Origin of the sequence: Mycobacterium shigaense (assembly GCF_002356315.1) — a bacterium.
Classification (GTDB): domain Bacteria; phylum Actinomycetota; class Actinomycetes; order Mycobacteriales; family Mycobacteriaceae; genus Mycobacterium; species Mycobacterium shigaense.
This window is the reverse complement of the sequence record NZ_AP018164.1, coordinates 3889880-3909443: the sequence shown is the minus strand read 5'-3', so window position 1 is coordinate 3909443 and position 19564 is coordinate 3889880. Positions and strand designations below refer to the sequence as shown.

The window sequence follows — 19564 nt, the reverse complement described above, 5'->3', positions numbered from 1 at the left end:
GGGCACCACACCCCCCACCAGAACAACTAACAAAATAGTGATTCCGTAATAGAGTTACGGCGGCCACAGCGACAGGGAAACGCCCGGTCCCATCCCGAACCCGGAAGCTAAGCCTGTCAGCGCCAATGATACTGCCCACTCGGGTGGAAAAGTCGGACACCGCCGAACATACACAAAAACACCCCCTGCAAAGGGGGTGTTTTTGTATGTGTATGTCTGTATTTCATTTAGTCGAACAGCGTCAAGTTTGTTCGCTGCTTCTCCAAATCGAGCAGGGTTCGCTTACGATCCAGCCCCCCGCCGAAGCCGGTGAGGCCGCCATTGGCGCCGATAACCCGATGACACGGCACGACAATGGCAATCGGGTTATGCCCGTTGGCCAATCCGACTGCGCGTGCGGAGCCGGGCGCGCCGATCTGCTCGGCGATTTCGCCATAGGACCGGGTCTCGCCGTAGGGGATGGTCCGCAGCGCTTCCCAGACTCTTCGCTGAAACTGGGTGCCCCGCAGATCCAGGTCAAGATCGAAATCGGTGAGTTCGCCGGCGAAATACGCGTCGAGTTGTACGACGGCCTTGCCAAAAGCTTCCTGATCGGGTGACCAGTCGGCGCGGCTGGGTTCGTAGGTCTGGTCGACCATGCGGAGGTTGGTCAGCACCGAGCCGCGGCCGGCGAGGGTCAACAATCCGATCGGGCTGTCGATGGTGCGGTAGGAAATCATGCGACCTCCCCTGGGGGCCAATGGTTGACCGGATGCTCGAGCGTCGTCCACAAGTGTTGGGTGGCGTACGAGCGCCAGGGTCGCCAGCGTGCGCTGCGCTCCACCAGATTCCGTTGCCGGGTCGGCAGGCCCAGCTGTTTGGCGGCGAGCTGGAGACCAAGGTCGCTCGCGGGGAAGGCATCCGGGTCGCCGAGTCCGCGCATCGCGATCACCTCCGCCGTCCACGGTCCGATGCCCGGCAGGGCCAACAATTGTGCACGCGCGGATCCCCAGTCGCTGCCGGCGTCCAGAACCACGCTCTCACCGGCGAGTCCGGAGACCAGCGCAGTTAGCGTCCGTCGCCGGGCTTTGGGGACCGCCAGGTGGGCAGGGTCGATCTCGGCGAGCTCGCCGACGGACGGGAAGGTGTGGGTCAACGCGCCGTCGGGGTCGTGCACCCGCTGCCCGTAGGCCGTAACCAGCCTGCCGGCATGGGTTCGCGCGGCTTTGGTAGACACCTGCTGACCCAGCACTGCGCGCACCGCGAGCTCGGCCTCGTCGACCGTGCGGGGAATGCGTTGTCCCGGCGCCTTGGCGACAATCGGCGCGAGGTCGGGGTCGCGGCTCAGCGCGTCCACGATCGCCTCGGGGTCGGCGTCGAGGTCCAGCAGCCGCCGGCAGCGGGCGATCGCGGTGGTGAGGTCGCGAAAGTCGTTGAGCATCAACACGCATCGGACGTGGTCGACCGCGGGGGTCAACGCGACGATCGCGTGACCGAAAGGGAGCCGCAGGGTGCGTCGGTAGGCGCCGTCGCGGACCTCCTCGCAACCCGGGACGGCGCCGGCGGCAAGATGGCCGAAGACCCCTTCCGGGGCAAAGGGCAGGCGAACCGGCAGCCGCAGGCACACCGTTCCCGGCGGTGCGGCATCGGATTCGGCGCGGGCCGCCGCGCGGGTGCGCAACGACGACGGCGTCGACTCGAATACCAGGCGCACGGTCTCGTTGAACTGCCGGATGCTGGAAAAGCCGGCGGCGAAGGCGATATCGCCAAAGGGTAGGTCGGTGGTCTCGATCAGCACGCGGGCGGTCTGAGCCCGTTGCGCGCGAGCCAGCGCGGCCGGTCCGGCGCCGACCTCGGCCTGCAACAGCCGCTCCAGTTGACGCGTGGTGTATCCGAGATGGGCCGACAGACCGCCGACGCCCTCGCGGTCGACGGTGCCGTCGGCGATCAGCCGCATCGTGCGTGCAACGACGTCACCGCGCACATTCCACTCCGGCGACCCCGGCGTCGCGTCTGGACGGCACCGCTTGCATGCCCGAAATCCTGCCCGTTGCGCGGCCGCTGCCGTCGGGTAAAACCGCACGTTGCGTGCGAAAGGCGGCCGCACGGGGCAGCTGGGCCGGCAGTAGATCCGCGTCGTCAGCACCGCGGTGACGAACCAGCCGTCGAACCGGGCGTCCTTGGACTGCACGGCTCGGTAACAGCGCTCGAAATCGTCATGCACGCTTCCACAGTTACACCCGCACACCGACAAGACTGGCGGAAAAACGACACGACAGTCGGGCCGCGTTGCCGCGGGGCGGCGCGCGGCGGCTCAGCGGAAGCGGACGTTCAGGGTCGCCATGCCGAAGATCTTGCGGCCGGCGGACTTGGCGGCGACCAGCATGACCCCGCTGCGGGTTTCCGGGTCCAGCGACTTGATCCGGCCGCTGTACTCGATGTCGGCGCCCTCGGCGGCCGAGACGATCGCGGGCTGGGACAGCCGAATCGTGTAGCGGGTCACCGCCCCGGGGTCACCCGACCACGCGGAGGCGAATCCGGCACCCAGGCCCATCGTGAGCATCCCGTGGGCGATCACGTCGGGAAGCCCGGCCAGCTTGGCGATGCCCTCGTCCCAGTGGATCGGGTTGGCGTCGCCGGCCACGCCGGCATAATTCACCAGGTCGCCGCGGGACAGCCGGACATGGCGCGCCGGTAACTCGTCGCCGACCTGTACATCCTCGAAGACCGGGGTCCCCGGTGTCCGGGTGGCGCCGCCGTCGGCGATCCGCACGTCGGCCCCGGGGCGCTCCGTCTTCACATACCCGGTCTCCGATTCGCCGACGGCGAGGATGTCCACGTCGTGCATCATGATGTTCGGCACGGCCGACTTGATCGCCGGATCGACGTCCTCGGCGGTGACCCCGACGACGGTCGTGTGCAGGGTGTGCACTCGCTCGCCGTTGGTGTCGGTGAAGGTGTTGGTGACGGTGATGAAATCTCTGCCGGCGGTCCTGCGCACCGAGGTCAACTCGACATCGATCAGCAGTTCGTCGCCCGCGACGATCGGACGGTGCTGCTCGAAGACCTCTTCGGTCTGCAGGTAGGTGTCGTAGCCGACGACCACGGATTCGAACATCCGGCGATTGCAGGTCATGCCGGGGACGGAGGTGAAAGTCAGCGGCGCGACCAGTCCGGAGTAGCCGAGCTCGGCGGCGGCGGCCACGTCCCAGTGCGCGGGGTGGTAGTCCTGCACGGCACGGGCGTACTCGCGCACCTTCTCGCGTCCGACGATGTAGGTGTCGTCCATCTGGTAGTAGTGGCCGACCCGCGATTCAAGCGCCGGGGCTTCTGGTGCTGCCGTCATAAATTGCTCAACTTTTCTACCGGCCTGTTTACTGGGGCCGATCGGACCACAGTAACGCGCCGCCACTGCGGCGATGCATGCCGATACACTTCGTGCTGCCGCTTGCCGGCAACGAAAGGATTGCCGAGTGAGTTTTCGCTGGCCGACGCTGGCCGACGTCATCGCCACACTCGACGTGCGCCGCGTCGACGATTACCACTTCCGCGCCACGCAGCTGGACAATTCGGGCCATCACATCGCCGGCGGGCACATCGCCGCCCAGGCCCTGATGGCGGCCAGCCGCACGGTGCCCGGCCGCAGGCCGCACAGCGTGCACGTGTACTACTTGCGCGCCGGGGATGCCCGCAAGCCGGTCGACCTCCACGTCGACGGGGCCCGCGATGGCGGCGCGCTGTCCACCCGCAAGATCACCGCCCGCCAGGACGGCCAGATCCTCTTGGAAGCGCTCTCGTCGTTCAACGAGCCATTCGCCTCGCTCGACTACCACCAGCCCAGGCCCGACGTCGCCGATCCCGACGCACTGCCGCCGGTGCAGGAGCAGTTGGCGGCGTATGCGGACGAACTGGGCGGACATTGGGTGCAGCCCCGGCCCTTCGACCTACGCTACGTCGACCCGCCGCCGCGGCTCGCGGCCGACCTGGCCGAGCCGTCGCCGCGGTTACGGATGTGGTGGCGCCCCAACGGGTCCGTACCGCCCGACGAGGTGCTACACGACTGCCTGCTGATGTATTTGTCCGGAACCACGATGGTCGAGCCGGCGCTGGTCATGCGGCGCGCCACGCCCGTCAGCACCTTCAACGCGCTCATCGACCATGCGCTGTGGTTTCACCGGCCGGTCGACCTGACGGACTGGGTGCTGTCGGATCAGCTATCGTCCAGCGGTGTTGCCGGCCGCGGGCTGACCACATCGACGATGTACAACCACACCGGCGCACTCGTATGCATCGCGACGCAGGAGCTCTACTTCGGCCGGTCGGGCTAACGGCCCTTAGGCCACAAGCGGTTTCGGCGTGTCGACGATGGAGTATTCGCTGGCGTCGCCCTGGATCGCCCGGCTTTGCTCGCCGTGGACGCTTACCGGGATTTCGCCCGCCAGCGTGATCCGATGCATGCGCCGGGGCTGATCGCCGAAGTCGGATACCGCGTAGTGCTGGGTGGCGCGGTTGTCCCACACGGCGACGTCGCCGAGTTCCCAATTCCACCGAATCGTGTTCTCCAGCCACGTGATGCGATCCTGGAAGATCCGATACAGCGCCTGTGATTCGGCCCCGTTGAACCCGAGGATGGACTTGGTGAAGGAACCGAGCAGCAGCGCCTTCTCGCCCGTTTCCGGATGCACTCGTACCACCGGGTGATGCGTTTCGAAATAAATGGATTGGAATTCGGCCGCGTACTTCACCAGCGCTTCGGGATTGGCTTGCACCGCAGCTAGTTTGGCCGGGTCGACCTGGCCGTAATCGAACGCGTTGCTGTGCACGGCCCACACGGCCTCCGCCAGGTCCTGCAGCGGTTGGGGAAGTTGGCGATAGGCGGCGACAGTGGAAGCCCAGGTGGTGGTGCCGCCATAGGAGGGCAACTCGACGGCGCGCAGGATCGAGGCCTTCGGTGGCCGGTCGACGAAGGTCACGTCGGTGTGCCACTGGTTGGCGCCGCCGCCCCCGATGGACTCCAGTCGCATGACCCGGCTTCCCGCGAACTTAAGCGTCGGATGCGGGGTGGTCGGCACGCCCAGACTCTCCGCGAAGGCGTACTGGGTGTCGTCATCCAGATGATGTTGCCCGCGGAAGAACACCACCTTGTGGGTCACAAGTGCGTGATTGACGGCCGCCGCGGTCTCGGCGTCGAGTTCGCCGAGGCGCACGCCGTCGATCCGCGCACCGATGTTCTCACCCAGCTGCACCACACGAAAATCGCCACTCATCATGTCTCCTCTGCAGTCACGCGCGTAGTCGAGCGTATACATAGTTCCGGCCGTCGCGGCCCGGCGATTCTTCGCCTGGCGAACTTGACCTGCGGAAACCTGTTGTGATCAGGCGGACGGAAAGCCGCCCGAGTAGCGTGGCCCGCATGCCCGCGGGATCCGACGACAACCGCTTGGCCGGGGCCATCAACGCGTTCGCGGTCCGCCTGAGCAATGCGCCCCTGCTGGGGCGTCTGGTGCGGCAGGGTCTTGTCGTGGTGCGCTACACGGGGCGACGCTCGGGCCGGACCATCGAGATACCGGTCGGCTATCGCGGACGCGGCGATGTGATCACGATCAACGTGGCCGCTCCGAACGGCAAGACCTGGTGGCGCAATTTCCTGGGCAACGGCTCCGAACTCACGCTCCTGAATTTCCGCGGGGCCGACCGCGCCGGGCACGCGATCGCCTCTCGCAGCCCGAAGGGTCGAGTGAAGGTCACCGTGCGGCTCGACTAGATGCGGTCACAGGGAACACGACGAGCTCGGTGGCCCACCGGCGGGTTACACCAGCCGCGGTCCGCCGAAGCCCGGAACGGCACCCACCGGGATCAACGCGAAAACAATGGCGAGAAGGACGAATAGCCGAAACGTGCGTGGCGAGGGCGGCCGCTCGATCTCTGCTCTGCGCGCCGCGAAGAGGACGAACACGATCGCGATGTCGAACCCGGTGATCGTCAGCCACCGGGTCCAGTCGAACCCGGTGAGGAAAACGGGGATGATCAACAGCAGGCTCGCCGTGACCCAGGCCAGTCGGCCCCGCAGCGGCTCGGCAAGAGCGCGCAACGGCACGCCCGAAACCGCGCCGAGTCCATACATCGTCACCGCGACGGCAACGACGCCGAAGGCCAAAGAAGCGGCCAGCCCCGGTATTCCGACGTGACCGACGGTGCGGATGGCATCGGCGATTCCGTAGTCGTAGCCGGGCGTCACGTTGCGGCATACCCAGTCGTGATAGTCGGTCTGGCTGGGGTGGTCCTCGATCACCAGGTGCGCCAGCGCCGGCAGCGAGGTCACCGTGGCCAACGGATTGGGCACCGGATGATGAGGCACCGCCGCACAGAGTTGAGCGGCGACGTCACGGCGACCGAAGGCCGCGACGACGGCCGTGGTGACAGCCCCCGGCAGCACGGCCAGCAGGATGCCGAGCCGCCGTACGCCTTCCGGCACGCCACCCATGACGAGGATCGCCAGCACGGCGCCCAACGCGAACTGCAGCCCTACCGCCTCGTGCACGAGGGTCAACGCCGCGATCGCGGCGCCGAAGGTCGCGCACCATCCGACCGCGACCGCACGGGACCGCGTGACGACCAGTGCCGAGCTGAACAGCGCCAGGGCCGTCGCGCCGAACAGGTCCGACCGAGCGGAGAAGACCGCGAACGGGACACCGAACGGCAGCAACGGAATCAGCAGCGCGACCATGACTCTGCGTTGCGACCCGTGCCCACTGAAGAGGACCACGCTAGTGACCGTTGCCAGGGCGCCCAGGTAGACGATCGTGGTGAGCCATCGCAGACCGAGCGCAACCCCGAAGCAGTGTCCCGGGACCAAGCCGACCAGCTCACCGGCGAGCCCGCGACGGACGAAGCCGTGCGTGTAGTCGGCGGTGTAGTACGAGATCCAGTAGGCGTCGAGCGGGATGATTTTGATCGCGAACCACAGCACGGCGACGGCCCACGCCGCGATCGCGCCGCCAACGCCGATGTAACGCAGTCGGGCCGCGTGACCGTTCGCCTTGCCGTCCAGGGCCACCATCAGGTCTGGTCGTCGTAGCCGCTGGTGCCGGACAGCTGCAGGTCGGCCAGCGCGCTACACGCGAGCTCGCGCACCGATACTGCTGCGCCGCCCTGGTAGGCAACGATCGTCAGAAACCGGCTGTCATTGATCGATCCCGTGCCACAGAACAATTGGCCGTACGCCCGCTCGATGCGGGACCGCGTGATGCCCTGCTCAGCCAGCCGCAGGGAGACCTCGGTCGCGTCGGCGCCGTCGATGCGGCCGATGGCGGGATCGAGACTGCCGAGGTTGGAGCACCCGACCGGCAGTGCTGCGGTCGCCATGGCGATGCCTTCGGCGCGCCGGACCAGCCATTGTGGCGTGAACGGGATGAGTGGCAGCCCGGCGAGCAATTCGTTGGGTTGTTGTTCCAGCGACGTGAGCAGTTTCTTGATCTCCGTACGCGCGCCGCTCAAGTCGCCGGCGATGGTCCGGCCATCGACGGTCAGCGTGATCGAGGTCAGCGCGTTGGCGCGGTCGTCGTCGGTGGTGCGGTCACTGACCGGCAGCACGATAGTCACGGAGTGGCCGTCGGGCGCCACTCGGCCCATCCGGTGGGCCAGCCGGGCCGCAAACGCGACGAAGAGCGTGTTGCTGCTTCCGTTGAGCCTGCGCGCCCGCGCTTCCCATGCCACGGAGTCGGTTTGGACCGTCACCGCCTGGAATGCGTCCTGTCCGTTGTGAATCGGGTCCGGGGCGAACGGCCGCCGCGGCTGCCGGTCCGACGTGGCCTTGAGCACTATCACGAGAGTGGCGATCAGTGCCTTCAGCGCCGCCGGCAGGGCGAGAACGGCATCGAGCAGGTCCTCGCGGATCGCGCGCCACCGACCGCGTGAATTGGCTTGTGGATAGCCAAGATCGCGGTCGCGGCCGGCGGCCGCGTCGGAAATGGCCACGGTCAGCGCAAGTCCGTCGGTGACGCAGTGTGATGCCACCAAGGTCACCGCGGCACCGCCATCGTCCAGCGGCAGCATGCCGAGGTGAAAGGTCGGGCCGTGCTCGGGGTCGACGCCCACCTGGGCGCGCCGGTCGATCCACGCGCCGATCTCGCGCCGCGGCTGCCGCGGTTCCACCGCGATGTCGGGCGAGCGGCGGTCGAGTACCCAGCGATGGCGCCCGAACGGCAGCGGCGAGCGCTCGATGCGCCGCCCGAGCAGGCCCGCGCCCAGACTCGCGTTGAAGGCCCGTAATTGGTCGATGTCGACGTCGCGGTCATAGACCCACGTACATTGCACCGTGCTGCCTTGCCCGGTGGCCCGCAGCCGGAGGAAAGCGGCCTGGTCCAGCAGCGCCAGCCGCGTCACTGACTGCCCACTTCGGCCGCCGCGCGATACCCGCGCACCGCCACCGGCGCGAACACCGCGACCAGAGCGCCGGTCCACAGGGCCACCTGCCAGAGCGGCCGCAGCACCGGACCGCCCGCCGCCAGCGCGCGCATCGCCTCGATCGTCGGAGAGATGGGCTGAAAGCGCACTACCGGTTGCAGCCAGCCCGGGAACACCTCGGCGGGCGCCACACCGGTGTTGAGGAACAGCAAGACGATGCACCCCGCGCCCAGCCACGTCACCATCGCCTTGCCGTCCGCGCGGGTGGCGATCGCGATGACCACCGTCGCCATCCCCGCCGAAATCACCACGGGCAGCAACACAAAGGCCGGCAGTCCGATCCAGCCGTAGGTGAATCGCAAGCCCAGCGCGATCCCCAATACCGTGAGCACGATCGCCGACGCCGTGGCGCGGGTGGCCTCGGCGATGAGCCGACCCGCCAGCGCGCTCGCACGATGGACGGGCAGCACCCACAACTTTGCCAGCAGGCCGGACTCCCGCTCTGCCGGCAAGGCAAGTCCGGCGCCGAGGGTACCGAAGATCGCACCGACGACCGCGCACATCGGCACCAGGCCGTAGAGGCTGTCGTGCCCGGTGACGGCGAGCACGGCCTTGCCGATCAGCAGCTTGTAGACGACGAGCAGCAGGGTGGGAAACAGCAGCGCCTGCACGGCGACGACCGGGTCGCGCCGCCAACGGCGCAGTAGGCGTCCCGCCTCCAATCCGCTGTGGGTGACAAATGCCCGCAGCGATGTTTGGCTCGGAATTTCTGGGTGGGGCGGTAGATTCGCCGTCACCCGCGGGCCCGCGCATGCGTCGGCGGCGGGGGGTGCCGGATCGCCGGGCGGCGCGGAGCCCGAAAGCCCTGCGCCGTAGCGTCGCTGCATCCGCACCGCCAGGCCGCCGAACAGGATCAGCAACGCGAGGCACCACACCCCCGTCATCGTCAGGCCCGCACCCGTGACGCGACCGTCGGCGAGACCCCGCAACGTTTCGGTGACCTGCGAGACCGGCTGGTAGCGAACGAAAGCGCCCAGCCATTGCGGAAACGCATCCGCAGGAGCGATGCCGGTAGACAGCAGGACCAGCAGCAGTTGGGGCAGCAGCAATAATTGGCTGGACGATTCGACCGAGCCGGCCCGGGAGCCGAGGGCGTCGGCGCCCAGGCACACCGCCATCGCGAACGCCATGACGATGATGACGAAGAGGGCTGCGTCGCCGGCACCACCGGCCATCCGGAAGCCGAACGACGATCCGACCGCGATGCCGGCGATCAGCGCGATCGCCGAGCGGATCAAGCAGTAGAGCATCCGTGCGCCCAGCGGCACTGCTGCCGGTATCGGCAGAGCGCGCAGGCGAAAGCCAAAGCCGGACAACCGGTCTCGCGCTGCGCGATCGGCCGTGGTCATCGCGCCGAACAGGATCGCCTGCACAATAACCACCGGAAGGACGTATTGCGGGTAGGTCGTCCGGCCGGTGTTGATGAGGCCGCCCAGCACCAAGGTGAACCCCAGAAAGCAACCCACCGGCGCCAAGGCCGCGAAGAGCAGGTCGGCGTCACGCCGGGCACCCGCAATCGTGCGCCAGGTCAGTGCCGCCAGCGCGCGCCCCCCAGGACTACCGGTGGCGGCGCTGGGGGACGGCATTAGCCATCGATGCGCAGCTCGGCGCCGTCGGACACCCTTTGGAACTCGGCACGAATCGCCTCGACGTAGCGCAGCACGGACCGGCGGGCGGTGTCCGTGCCAGGGTAGGCGACCACCAGGTGCGTCCGGTCATGCATGCGGTTGACCCACATGCACACCGTCTCCGACAGCCGGTTGTCGCCCCAGACACCGGCACGCAGACCGTCGAAGCTCTGCCCGAACGGCAGCTTGCGAATGTCGATGTAGGACAGCATGGGAACCGGATGATCCGGCACCTCGATCGGGAATGGCTCCTGGCTCGGTGACTCGAGCAGGTGGTAGTACGGCACGGCGCCGAGGGCGGTGTTGGCATCGAAGGATGTCTGGGCGGCACTCACGGCCTCGTCGAATGTGGCGCCCGCGGTCGGAATCGTCAACGGGATGAAGCTGGCCAGCCAGCCGACCGCGGTGGCGTGGGCGAGATCTCGACGGTTGTCGAACGGGGTGAGACCGAAATACGTTGCAGCGCCTGTCAATCGATGCTCGGCCAGCGCGGCGCAGGCGAACACGCCACCGCTGAAGCGCGCTCCTGCGGCGCGGCACGCCGCTTCGAACCGCCGGGCCTGCTCGTCATCGATCAGATCGAACACGTCGATGGCCCCGGGCGTATCGGCGTTCGCCTCGCCCAGTTCCAGCGGAAATCTCGGCAGCGATCCGTTGTTCGCCGCGAGAAAGGCCCGCCATGAACGGATCTCGGGTGAGTCCTCGTCCAGGCTTTGGATGTAGGCACGCTGATTTGCGCTGTATTCGCGGTGGCTGGGCGCCGGCGGCAGGATTTCGTTTCCATTTTGCAGCGCCGTGAAGTACATCGTCTGGATATCGAGGAAGATCACCCCGGCCGACATACCGTCGGCGCGTAGATGGTCGATGGCGATATAGATGGTGAAGCGGTCGTCCCCCTGAATGACTCCGAAGGTAAAGCAGTCCCATTGCAGTGGGTCGGGCGTATCAAGAATCAGTTTGCGAATCTGGGCGGGGGTCATTCTGCCCAGATCTTTTGGCGAGACGGTGATCTTCTCCGGCTCGGCAATCACATAGCGAAGGATTTCGTCGTCGTCGCCGAAGTCGAATCGGTCGTGATAGGTGTCGTGTCGCCGTAGGTGCGCATTCAGGGCGTCCGTCATTGCGGAGATATCGCAGATGCCGTCGATCTCCCAGGCGCCAATACACAGGCGCGGGATGTCGCGGCCACGGCCGACCTGGCGGCGGTAATAGCGGAGATGCTGAGACTGCTGGTGGCTCACCGGGGCCGGATGTGGCTGCGCTTCGGCTGCGGACGCGTGAGTCCTCGCCGTGGGATACCAGGACACGACGGTGCCCTCGGCTGTCCAGTCGTCAACCGTCCCCAAAAACATGCGCCACCTTCCATTTGTCCACTAGCGACGCCGGTCCGAAGACCTTAACGTCACCGCTCTCTAGTCGCTAAATGACTTTGAGCGCCGAGGGAAGTCCTGTCGTGCAGGTTCCTACGGAACCTTTAGGCTCACCGTGGTTTGTGGGACATCAGTACCACTGCCTCACAGCCTAAATTGCGTATGAACTGTTCGTGCGGTAAGTCGAAAATTCCCCCAAACCACAGAAATCTGCCAGAAACACTAGCGGGCTTCCGTTGTCCCCGCTCGTTGGAGCGCATCGTCAAGACAACCGCAGGCCGCATTACTTTTGCCAGCCTCGAACCTCCTGATGGAGCGTGATTCCGGGCGACCAGATATCGACCAGATATCGACCAGATATTACGGGCGCGATCTGTTGCTGACCGGAAGAAATCGCGGCGTGTGACGCGTCCGCAAGTCAGGGGAGCCAAGCCAGCCGGGTGGGGTGGTCATGCCCGCGAAGCGTCACGGTGTCACCCAAAGACCAACGGACGCGCTCGCTTTCGCTTGCCGCCTGCACGGTGTCGGCGGTCGCCAGCAAACGGCCCACGTGCGATTTGGCCAACTCGCACAGGCGCGCCGCCTCGTTGACCGGCTCTCCGATCACGGTGTATTCAAATCGTTCCTTGGCGCCGATATTGCCGGCAACGACCTGCCCGGCCGCCACGCCGATGCCGGCGGTGAGTTCGGATATCTCGTCGGACAGACGTTCGCAGATGGTCCGCGCGGCGGCCAATGCCGCATCTTCGGGACAGTCAAGATGATTTGGCGCCCCGAAAATCGCCAGCGACGCGTCGCCCTCGAACTTGTTAACCAGACCGCAATGGCGATCGACTTCTTCGACGACGACCGCGAAGAACCGGTTGAGCACCGCGACGACGTCGGTCGGGCGCTGGCTGGTCACCAATTGGGTGGAGCCGACGATGTCGATGAAGACCACGGCGACGTGCCGTTCTTCGCCACCCAGTTTCGGGCGCTCGCGTTCGGCGGCCAGGGCGACCTCACGGCCGACGTGCCGGCCGAAAAGGTCGCGCACCCGCTCCCGCTCCCGCAAACCGTCGACCATCGCGTTGAACCCGCGCTGCAGCTCGCCGAGCTCGGTGCCGTCGAATACCACCAGGTCGCCCCGCAAATCACCCTGCTCCACTCGCCTGAGCGCAGCGCGGACGACCCGGACCGGCGTTGCGGTCAGCCAGGACAGGATCCACATCAGCACGAAGCCGAAGATCAACGCGGCCGCCGATATCACCAAGATGGCAACCGCCAATTGGGTCTTGCTGAGATTGTCGAGCACCACGCCGCCCAGCAGCGCGGTGACGATGATGCCGAGCACCGGGACGCCGGAGCCCAACAGCCACACGGTCAGGGTCCGGCCCATGATGCCCGGCGCCAACCGCTTCGGTGCCCGTCCGGCCTCCAGCGCCTGGGCGGCTACCGGCCGCAACGCGAACTCGGTGAACAGGTAGCAGGCGGTGGCCACCAGGATGCCGCAGAAGCTCACCGAGAAACCCACGATCGGGATGAACAGCTTGTCGGTCAGCCCGTAGAGCGTGGTCAGCAACGCCGCCCCGATTCCCCACAGCACCAGCACCCCGAGCGCCAGGTAGAACGGGGCCAGGAAAGTCTTGCGCTCGTCATCGAGCGTGGGTGTGCGCCCTTCGATCGCCCAGCGCAGCGCAGCCACCGTCTGCCAGGTGATCCAGAATGCCCCCAGGGCAAGCGCGACCACGACATACCCGGGCGCCACGGCCCAGGTGAGCCATCCGGGCGCGTCGGTGAAGATGCTGGGCGACGGGAATGCGACGGCCAGCAGTAACAGCGAGACGCCGATCCCGATCAGATTGGCGCCGAGGATGAAGATGGTCAGGATGAGTTGAATACGTACCCGTCGGCGGGCCTGGCTCTCGCTGACCCGGCCGAGAAGCAGCGAACCGTAGGCGGGCGTCTCCTGCAGGCGGCCGCTCTGGCGGGTCACCCTTTCCAGCAGCCGCCCCAGGCGTTGTGCCAGGCTCGTGTTCGCCGACATGGTGGCGTCAGCCTAATTCGTTGACGACGCTCTAAGGTGAGTCGGGTGCGTCTAGTGATCGCCCAGTGCACGGTCGACTACGTGGGCCGGCTTACCGCGCATCTGCCCTCGGCGCGCAGGTTGTTGCTCTTCAAAGCCGACGGATCGGTCAGTGTGCACGCCGACGACCGAGCCTACAAGCCGTTGAATTGGATGAGTCCGCCGTGCTGGCTGACCGAGGAGGTCACCGGCGAGACGCCGCTGTGGGTGGTCGAGAACAAGACGGGCGAACAGCTGCGCATCACCGTCGAGGAGATCGAGCACGACTCCAGCCACGACCTGGGTGTCGATCCCGGGTTGGTCAAGGACGGCGTGGAGGCCCATCTTCAGGCGTTGCTCGCCGAGCATGTGCAGCTGCTGGGGGAGGGTTACACGCTGGTCCGCCGCGAGTACATGACCGCGATCGGGCCCGTCGATCTGCTGTGTCGCGACGCCGACGGCGGCTCGGTCGCGGTGGAGATCAAGCGGCGCGGCGAGATCGACGGTGTCGAGCAGCTGACCCGCTATCTTGAATTGCTCAATCGCGACACCGTTCTCGCTCCGGTACAGGGAGTGTTCGCCGCCCAGCAGATTAAACCACAGGCGCGAACTTTAGCTACAGACCGCGGGATACGTTGTCTCACACTGGATTACGACAAGATGCGGGGAATGGACAGCGACGAGTACCGGTTGTTCTGACTTGCCGGACTAGACTTGTTGCCATGGCCCGGCGCCGCACCCCGCCACGCCGACAGCAGCCGCCCAAGCTGTCGTCGGTATTGCGCCGGGTGGAAACGGGGCCCGGCGGCTACGCCTACGAGGTGCGTACCGTCGTCGCGGCACGTGCGCTCAAGATCTACCGTTGCCCGGGCTGCGATCATGAAATCCGTTCCGGCACCGCCCATTTGGTGGTGTGGCCGACTGACTCGCCACAGGCCGGTGTCGACGAGCGGCGGCACTGGCACACGCCGTGCTGGGCTAGTCGGGCGCGACGAGGCCCCACCCGAAAGTGGTCGTGATCGAATCGCCCTAAGAGGCCGGCTCGACCAGCTCGATGAGCACGCCGCCGGCGTCCTTGGGGTGGATGAAGTTGACCCGCGAGTTGGCAGTACCGCGACGAGCCGCCTCGTAGACCAGTCGCACGTTCTGTTCCCGCAGCTGGTCGCAGATGGTGTCCAGATCGCTGACCCGAACCGCCATCTGCTGGATGCCCGGTCCGCGCTTCTCCATGAATTTCGCGATCGTCGACGTGTCGTTGAGCGGGGCCATCAGCTGCAGCTGCGCGCTGGTGCCGGGCACGGCCAGCATCGCCTCGCGAATGCCCTGATCGTCGTTGACTTCCTCGTGCACCAGGATCATGCCGAGATGGTCGTGATACCAGGCGATGGCGGCGTCGAGATCGGCGACCGCAATGCCGACGTGATCGAGGCCGGTCACCAGAGAGGTGGCCAGGAGGTGACGGGCGTCAACTTGATCGGTCGTCATCTCATAAAGGTAACCTGGCGGCAAAGGTTGCGCTTCTCGGGGAGGCCGAATCGGCCGCCCGCCCCCGCCTAGGAGGTAGTTATGACGACGTCGGTGATCGTTGCTGGGGCGCGGACCCCGATCGGGAAGTTGATGGGTTCGCTGAAGGATTTTTCGGGTAGCGATCTGGGTGGTATCGCGATCGCCGGGGCGCTGGAGAAGGCGCGGGTTCCGGCCTCTTTGGTCGAGTACGTGATCATGGGACAGGTGCTGACGGCCGGCGCCGGGCAGATGCCGGCGCGGCAGGCCGCTGTGGCCGCGGGCATCGGTTGGGACGTCCCGGCGCTGACGATCAACAAGATGTGCCTGTCGGGTATCGACGCCATCGCATTGGCTGACCAGCTCATTCGAGCCGGCGAGTTCGACGTGGTGGTGGCCGGCGGTCAGGAGTCCATGTCCAAGGCGCCGCATCTGCTGATGGACAGCCGAGCGGGCTACAAGTACGGCAATGTCACCGTCTTGGACCACCTGGCCTACGACGGTTTGCACGACGTGTTCACCGACCAGCCGATGGGCGCGCTCACCGAGCAGCGCAATGACGTGGACAAGTTCACCCGCGCCGAGCAGGACGAGTTCGCCGCGCGGTCGCACCAGAAGGCCGCCGCCGCGTGGAAGGACGGTGTCTTCACCGACGAAGTGGCGCCGGTCAACATCCCGCAGCGCAAAGGTGATCCGCTGCCGTTCACCCAGGACGAGGGCATTCGCGCAAACACCACGGCCGATTCGCTGGGCGGCCTCAAGCCCGCCTTCCGCAAAGACGGCACCATCACCGCCGGCTCGGCCTCGCAGATCTCCGACGGCGCCGCCGCGGTCGTGGTGATGAACAAGGACAAGGCCGCCGAGCTCGGTGTGACCTGGCTGGCCGAGATCGGCGCGCACGGCGTGGTGGCCGGCCCGGATTCGACGCTGCAATCGCAGCCGGCCAACGCAATCCGCAAGGCGCTTGGCCGCGAGGGCATCGGGGTTGACCAGCTCGATGTGGCGGAGATCAACGAGGCGTTCGCCGCGGTGGCACTGGCCTCGACGCGCGAACTCGGCATCGACCCCGCGATCGTCAATGTCAACGGCGGCGCCATCGCCGTTGGGCACCCGATCGGCATGTCCGGAGCCCGCATCACGCTGCACGTAGCGCTGGAGCTGGCCCGCCGCGGCGGCGGCTACGGTGTCGCCGCGCTGTGCGGGGCGGGCGGCCAGGGCGACGCCCTTATCCTGCGCGCGAGTTAGCTGGGCCGGCAGGCGCGGCCGGCGGTGCTGAAATACGATGCCTGTGTGCTGTTGTGACTTTGGTCATAAGCCCTGGTTACCGGTCAGTAGAGCGATGATCTCCGGTGCCTGGGTGGTCCGCCGGGGCGCGAGCGCCACCGGGTGTAGCGATAGCCGGCGCGCATGACAGACTTGACGGCGTGACGCGTCCGCGACCTTCCATCGGGCCCGCACTGAGCGGTGCGGTCGACCTTTCCGGCCTCAAGCAGCGAGCCCAACAGAGCACGCCAGCGGGTGCTCCCGCGGGCCGGGCGACCCCCCCGTCGGGCACCGCGACAGGCACCGAGATCACCGAGGCCAACTTCGAGAGCGAAGTGTTGGTGCGCTCCGACGAGGTGCCGGTCGTGGTGGCGTTGTGGTCGCCGCGCAGCGAGGTGTGCGTGGAGCTGGTGGACACGCTGTCCGCCCTGGCCGCCGAGGACAACGGCAAGTGGTCGCTGGGCACAGTCAATGTCGACGTCGCGCCCAGGGTGGCCCAGATATTCGGCGTTGAGGCGGTCCCCACGGTCGTGGCTTTGGCTGCGGGACAGCCGATTTCGAGCTTCCAGGGTCCGCAGCCCGCCGACCAGTTGCGCCGCTGGGTGGACTCCCTGCTGTCGGCGACGGCCGGAAAGTTAAGGGGACCGGCGGGTTCCGAGGACGCAGCCGAGGTCGACCCGGAACTGGAGCAGGCGCGCCAACTTCTCGAGTCCGGTGACTTCGCCGCGGCAAAGCAGTCGTATCAGGCGATACTGGACGCCAACCCGGGCAGCGTCGAGGCCAAAGGCGCCATCCGCCAGATCGACTTCCTCACCCGTGCCACCGCGCAGCGCCCGGACGCCGTGGCCGTTGCGGACGCTGCGCCCGCGGACATCGATGCCGCATTCGCGGCTGCCGACGTGCAGATCCTCAACCAGGACGTGAGTGCGGCATTCGATCGTCTGATCGCGTTGGTGCGCAGCGCTTCCGGTGACGAGCGCACCGCGGTGCGCACCCGGCTGGTCGAGCTCTTCGAGCTTTTCGACCCCGCCGATCCCGAGGTTGTGGCCGGCCGCCGCAATCTCGCCAACGCGCTTTACTGACCTATTCGGGTTCCAGCCACAGCGCCGAGTTGGGCGGCAGCACCAACACCGCCGACGCCGGGCGGCCGTGCCACGGGTCGGCGGTGGCGTCGACTCCGCCCATATTGCCGATGCCCGAGCCGTTGTAGACGGTGGCGTCGGTGTTGAGTACCTCGCGCCAGCGGCCGGCGACGGGCAGCCCTACCCGGTAGCCGCCGTGCTCCGATCCGGCAAAGTTGAAGATGCAGGCCAGGACTGAACCGTCGCTGCCGTAACGCAGGAAGCTCAGCACGTTGTTACCCGAGTCGTTGGCGTCGATCCAGGAGTAGCCTTCGGGGGTGGTGTCCTGACTCCACAGCGCCGGGTGGCTCTGGTAGATGCCGTTGATGTCGCGGACCAGACGCAGCACCCCGTTGGAGAACCCCTGCTCGTCGAGCTGCCACCAATCCAGGCCGCGCTCTTCCGACCACTCGGCGCGCTGCCCGAATTCCTGGCCCATGAACAACAATTGCTTACCCGGATGCGCCCACTGGTAGGCGAGCAGGCTGCGCACGCCAGCCGCCTTGACGTGGTTGTTGCCCGGCATCCGGCCCCACAGCGTGCCTTTGCCGTGCACCACCTCGTCATGGCTCAGCGGTAGCACGAAATTCTCGCTGAACGCGTACAGCATGGAGAAGGTGATCTCGTGGTGGTGATAGCTGCGGTGGATCGGGTCGCGGCTGATGTAGTCCAGCGTGTCGTGCATCCAGCCCATGTTCCACTTCATCGAAAAGCCCAGGCCACCAAGGCTCGTCGGCCGCGTCACACCCGGCCACGACGTCGACTCCTCGGCGATGGTCACGATGCCCGGCGCGGCCTTGTGCGCCGTTGCGTTCATCTCCTGCAGGAATTGCACGGCTTCCAGGTTTTCCCGTCCGCCATAGATGTTGGGCGTCCAGCCGCCCTCGGGCCGCGAGTAGTCCAGATACAGCATCGACGCGACGGCGTCCACCCGCAGGCCGTCGATGTGGTACTGCTCGAGCCAATACAACGCGTTGGCCACCAGGAAGTTGCGGACTTCCGGACGGCCGAAGTCGAACACATATGTGCCCCAATCCAATTGCTCGCCACGCCGTGGATCGGAGTGCTCGTAGAGCGGGGTGCCGTCGAACCGGCCGAGGGCCCAGGCGTCCTTGGGGAAGTGCGCCGGCACCCAGTCCACGATGACGCCGATCCCGGCTCGGTGCAGGGCGTCGACCAGGATGCGGAAATCGTCGGGCGTGCCGAACCGCGAAGTCGGCGCGTAATAAGACGTGACCTGATACCCCCACGACCCGGCGAACGGGTGCTCTGCCACCGGCAGCAGCTCGACGTGGGTGAAACCGTTTTCCACCACGTAATCCGTCAGCTCGTGGGCGAGTTGTCGGTAGCTCAGTCCGGGTCGCCACGAACCGAGATGGACCTCCAGGGTGCTCATCGGCTCGAACACCGGGTTGCGCTGCGCGCGCCGGGTCATCCAGTCGTCGTCGGCCCACACGTATTCGCTGTGCGTCACCCGCGACGCCGTGTGCGGCGGCACTTCCGTCGCGAACGCCATGGGGTCGGCGCGCTCGGTCACCACCCCGTCGGCGCCGTGCACGCGGAATTTGTACAGGCCGTCCGTCGCAAACCCGGGCCAGAACAGCTCCCACACGCCGGTGGAACCCAGCACCCGCATCTGGGCCTCGCTACCGGTCCAGCCGTTGAACTCGCCGATCAGGCTGACGCCCTTGGCGTTCGGCGCCCAGACGGCGAACGACACGCCGTGGACTTCGCCGTCGGCGGTGGTGAACGAACGGGGATGGGCACCGAGGACTTCCCAGAGTCGCTCGTGGCGGCCCTCGGCGAACAGATGGAGGTCGACTTCGCCCAGCGTGGGCAGGAAGCGGTAGGCATCGGCCGTGGTGTAGGCGCCCGACCCGTAGTCGATCTGCAGGCGGTAGTCGATGAGATCGGTGAACGGCAGCGCCACCGCGAACAGACCGTTGTCGACGTGCTGCATCGGGAACCGGTCGTCACCGACGATCGCGACGACCTCGGTCGCGTGCGGCCGAAACGCGCGGATGACAGTGTGGTCGCCGTATTCGTGGGCGCCCAGGACGCCGTGCGGATTGTGATGCGTGCCGGCGACCAACCGGGCCAGATCGACCGGGTCCGGCGCCAGCTGGGCCCGGGCGAGTTGGTCGGTTCGGCTCTCGGTTCGACTCATGGATCTTCCCCTTTCGGGCGCTG

At 66.8% G+C, this 19564-nt stretch carries 17 protein-coding genes and 1 rRNA gene; 7 read left to right on the top strand and 11 right to left on the bottom strand.

Annotated features, from left to right (window positions below; genetic code table 11):
* Positions 1-55: 55 nt before the first annotated feature.
* Positions 56-168, top strand: a 5S ribosomal RNA gene (gene rrf, locus MSG_RS18210).
* A 59-nt stretch (positions 169-227) separates the two neighbouring features.
* Here the strand turns inward: rrf and MSG_RS18205 are convergent.
* The 3 genes from MSG_RS18205 to MSG_RS18195 all read right to left on the bottom strand — a co-directional run bounded on the left by MSG_RS18205 (position 228) and on the right by MSG_RS18195 (position 3325).
* Positions 228-719, bottom strand: coding sequence for a methylated-DNA--[protein]-cysteine S-methyltransferase (locus MSG_RS18205; protein ID WP_096441765.1), 492 nt, complete (start codon positions 717-719; stop codon positions 228-230).
* A complete protein-coding gene (locus tag MSG_RS18200) occupies positions 716-2203 on the bottom strand; it encodes a DNA-3-methyladenine glycosylase 2 (RefSeq protein ID WP_096441764.1) in 1488 nt (495 codons plus the stop codon). The genes MSG_RS18205 and MSG_RS18200 overlap by 4 nt, the downstream gene beginning before the upstream one ends.
* A 90-nt stretch (positions 2204-2293) precedes the next feature.
* Entirely contained in the window at positions 2294-3325 is a 1032-nt protein-coding gene (locus tag MSG_RS18195; RefSeq protein WP_096441762.1) for a fused (3R)-hydroxyacyl-ACP dehydratase subunits HadA/HadB, read from the bottom strand.
* 127 nt (positions 3326-3452) lie between these two features.
* On the opposite strand from MSG_RS18195, the gene MSG_RS18190 reads away from it, so the two are divergent.
* Positions 3453-4307: an acyl-CoA thioesterase gene (locus tag MSG_RS18190; RefSeq protein WP_232011073.1), complete on the top strand. Its 855-nt coding sequence runs from the start codon at positions 3453-3455 to the stop codon at positions 4305-4307.
* A 6-nt stretch (positions 4308-4313) separates the two neighbouring features.
* On the opposite strand, the gene MSG_RS18185 is transcribed toward MSG_RS18190, so the two are convergent.
* On the bottom strand, positions 4314-5246 hold the full coding sequence (locus tag MSG_RS18185) for a TauD/TfdA dioxygenase family protein (protein WP_096444643.1): 933 nt from the start codon (positions 5244-5246) through the stop codon (positions 4314-4316).
* Between the two features lie 146 nt (positions 5247-5392).
* Here MSG_RS18185 and MSG_RS18180 point away from each other — a divergent pair, with 146 nt between their 5' ends.
* A complete protein-coding gene (locus MSG_RS18180; protein WP_096444642.1) occupies positions 5393-5743 on the top strand; it encodes a hypothetical protein in 351 nt (116 codons plus the stop codon).
* A 45-nt stretch (positions 5744-5788) separates the two neighbouring features.
* Here MSG_RS18180 and MSG_RS18175 read toward each other — a convergent pair whose 3' ends face one another.
* From MSG_RS18175 to MSG_RS18155, 5 genes are all read right to left on the bottom strand, one after another.
* Complete coding sequence (locus MSG_RS18175; RefSeq protein ID WP_096441758.1) at positions 5789-7039, bottom strand: hypothetical protein; 1251 nt, start codon at positions 7037-7039, stop codon at positions 5789-5791.
* The gene (locus tag MSG_RS18170; protein ID WP_096441756.1) at positions 7039-8364 is read right to left on the bottom strand and encodes a hypothetical protein; all 1326 of its coding nucleotides are present in this window, start codon (positions 8362-8364) and stop codon (positions 7039-7041) included. Before MSG_RS18170 ends, MSG_RS18175 begins: the two co-directional genes overlap by 1 nt.
* Complete coding sequence (locus tag MSG_RS18165) at positions 8361-10031, bottom strand: ABC transporter permease (protein ID WP_096441754.1); 1671 nt, start codon at positions 10029-10031, stop codon at positions 8361-8363. Before MSG_RS18165 ends, MSG_RS18170 begins: the two co-directional genes overlap by 4 nt.
* The gene (locus MSG_RS18160) at positions 10031-11425 is read right to left on the bottom strand and encodes a condensation domain-containing protein (RefSeq protein ID WP_096441752.1); all 1395 of its coding nucleotides are present in this window, start codon (positions 11423-11425) and stop codon (positions 10031-10033) included. Before MSG_RS18160 ends, MSG_RS18165 begins: the two co-directional genes overlap by 1 nt.
* A 436-nt stretch (positions 11426-11861) precedes the next feature.
* Positions 11862-13469, bottom strand: coding sequence for an adenylate/guanylate cyclase domain-containing protein (locus MSG_RS18155; RefSeq protein ID WP_096441750.1), 1608 nt, complete (start codon positions 13467-13469; stop codon positions 11862-11864).
* Positions 13470-13514: 45 nt separating this feature from the next.
* On the opposite strand from MSG_RS18155, the gene nucS reads away from it, so the two are divergent.
* Together nucS and MSG_RS18145 are read left to right on the top strand one after the other, a co-directional pair.
* Positions 13515-14186: an endonuclease NucS gene (gene nucS, locus MSG_RS18150; RefSeq protein WP_096441748.1), complete on the top strand. Its 672-nt coding sequence runs from the start codon at positions 13515-13517 to the stop codon at positions 14184-14186.
* Positions 14187-14209: 23 nt separating this feature from the next.
* On the top strand, positions 14210-14506 hold the full coding sequence (locus tag MSG_RS18145; RefSeq protein ID WP_096441746.1) for a hypothetical protein: 297 nt from the start codon (positions 14210-14212) through the stop codon (positions 14504-14506).
* A gap of 10 nt (positions 14507-14516) precedes the next feature.
* On the opposite strand, the gene mce is transcribed toward MSG_RS18145, so the two are convergent.
* The gene (gene mce, locus MSG_RS18140; protein WP_096441744.1) at positions 14517-14972 is read right to left on the bottom strand and encodes a methylmalonyl-CoA epimerase; all 456 of its coding nucleotides are present in this window, start codon (positions 14970-14972) and stop codon (positions 14517-14519) included.
* Positions 14973-15053: 81 nt separating this feature from the next.
* Between mce and MSG_RS18135 the strand changes: the two genes are divergently transcribed.
* On the top strand, positions 15054-16235 hold the full coding sequence (locus MSG_RS18135; protein ID WP_096441742.1) for an acetyl-CoA C-acetyltransferase: 1182 nt from the start codon (positions 15054-15056) through the stop codon (positions 16233-16235).
* Between the two features lie 179 nt (positions 16236-16414).
* Positions 16415-17335 carry a tetratricopeptide repeat protein gene (locus MSG_RS18130; RefSeq protein WP_096441740.1) on the top strand — a complete coding sequence of 307 codons (921 nt, stop codon included), beginning with the start codon at positions 16415-16417 and terminating at the stop codon, positions 17333-17335.
* A 1-nt stretch (position 17336) separates the two neighbouring features.
* On the opposite strand, the gene glgB is transcribed toward MSG_RS18130, so the two are convergent.
* Positions 17337-19541, bottom strand: coding sequence for a 1,4-alpha-glucan branching protein GlgB (glgB, locus tag MSG_RS18125; RefSeq protein WP_096441738.1), 2205 nt, complete (start codon positions 19539-19541; stop codon positions 17337-17339).
* Between the last annotated feature and the right edge of the window lie 23 nt (positions 19542-19564).

What these genes read in the sequence shown, in the direction of transcription:
- MSG_RS18205 (WP_096441765.1), bottom strand. Translation starts at nt 719, where the DNA reads ATGATTTCCTACCGCACCATCGACAGCCCGATCGGATTGTTGACCCTC.
- MSG_RS18195 (WP_096441762.1), bottom strand. Translation starts at nt 3,325, where the DNA reads ATGACGGCAGCACCAGAAGCCCCGGCGCTTGAATCGCGGGTCGGCCAC.
- MSG_RS18185 (WP_096444643.1), bottom strand. Translation starts at nt 5,246, where the DNA reads ATGAGTGGCGATTTTCGTGTGGTGCAGCTGGGTGAGAACATCGGTGCG.
- MSG_RS18180 (WP_096444642.1), top strand. Translation starts at nt 5,393, where the DNA reads ATGCCCGCGGGATCCGACGACAACCGCTTGGCCGGGGCCATCAACGCG.
- MSG_RS18175 (WP_096441758.1), bottom strand. Translation starts at nt 7,039, where the DNA reads ATGGTGGCCCTGGACGGCAAGGCGAACGGTCACGCGGCCCGACTGCGT.
- MSG_RS18165 (WP_096441754.1), bottom strand. Translation starts at nt 10,031, where the DNA reads ATGCCGTCCCCCAGCGCCGCCACCGGTAGTCCTGGGGGGCGCGCGCTG.
- MSG_RS18160 (WP_096441752.1), bottom strand. Translation starts at nt 11,425, where the DNA reads ATGTTTTTGGGGACGGTTGACGACTGGACAGCCGAGGGCACCGTCGTG.
- MSG_RS18155 (WP_096441750.1), bottom strand. Translation starts at nt 13,469, where the DNA reads ATGTCGGCGAACACGAGCCTGGCACAACGCCTGGGGCGGCTGCTGGAA.
- MSG_RS18145 (WP_096441746.1), top strand. Translation starts at nt 14,210, where the DNA reads ATGGCCCGGCGCCGCACCCCGCCACGCCGACAGCAGCCGCCCAAGCTG.
- mce (WP_096441744.1), bottom strand. Translation starts at nt 14,972, where the DNA reads ATGACGACCGATCAAGTTGACGCCCGTCACCTCCTGGCCACCTCTCTG.
- MSG_RS18135 (WP_096441742.1), top strand. Translation starts at nt 15,054, where the DNA reads ATGACGACGTCGGTGATCGTTGCTGGGGCGCGGACCCCGATCGGGAAG.
- glgB (WP_096441738.1), bottom strand. Translation starts at nt 19,541, where the DNA reads ATGAGTCGAACCGAGAGCCGAACCGACCAACTCGCCCGGGCCCAGCTG.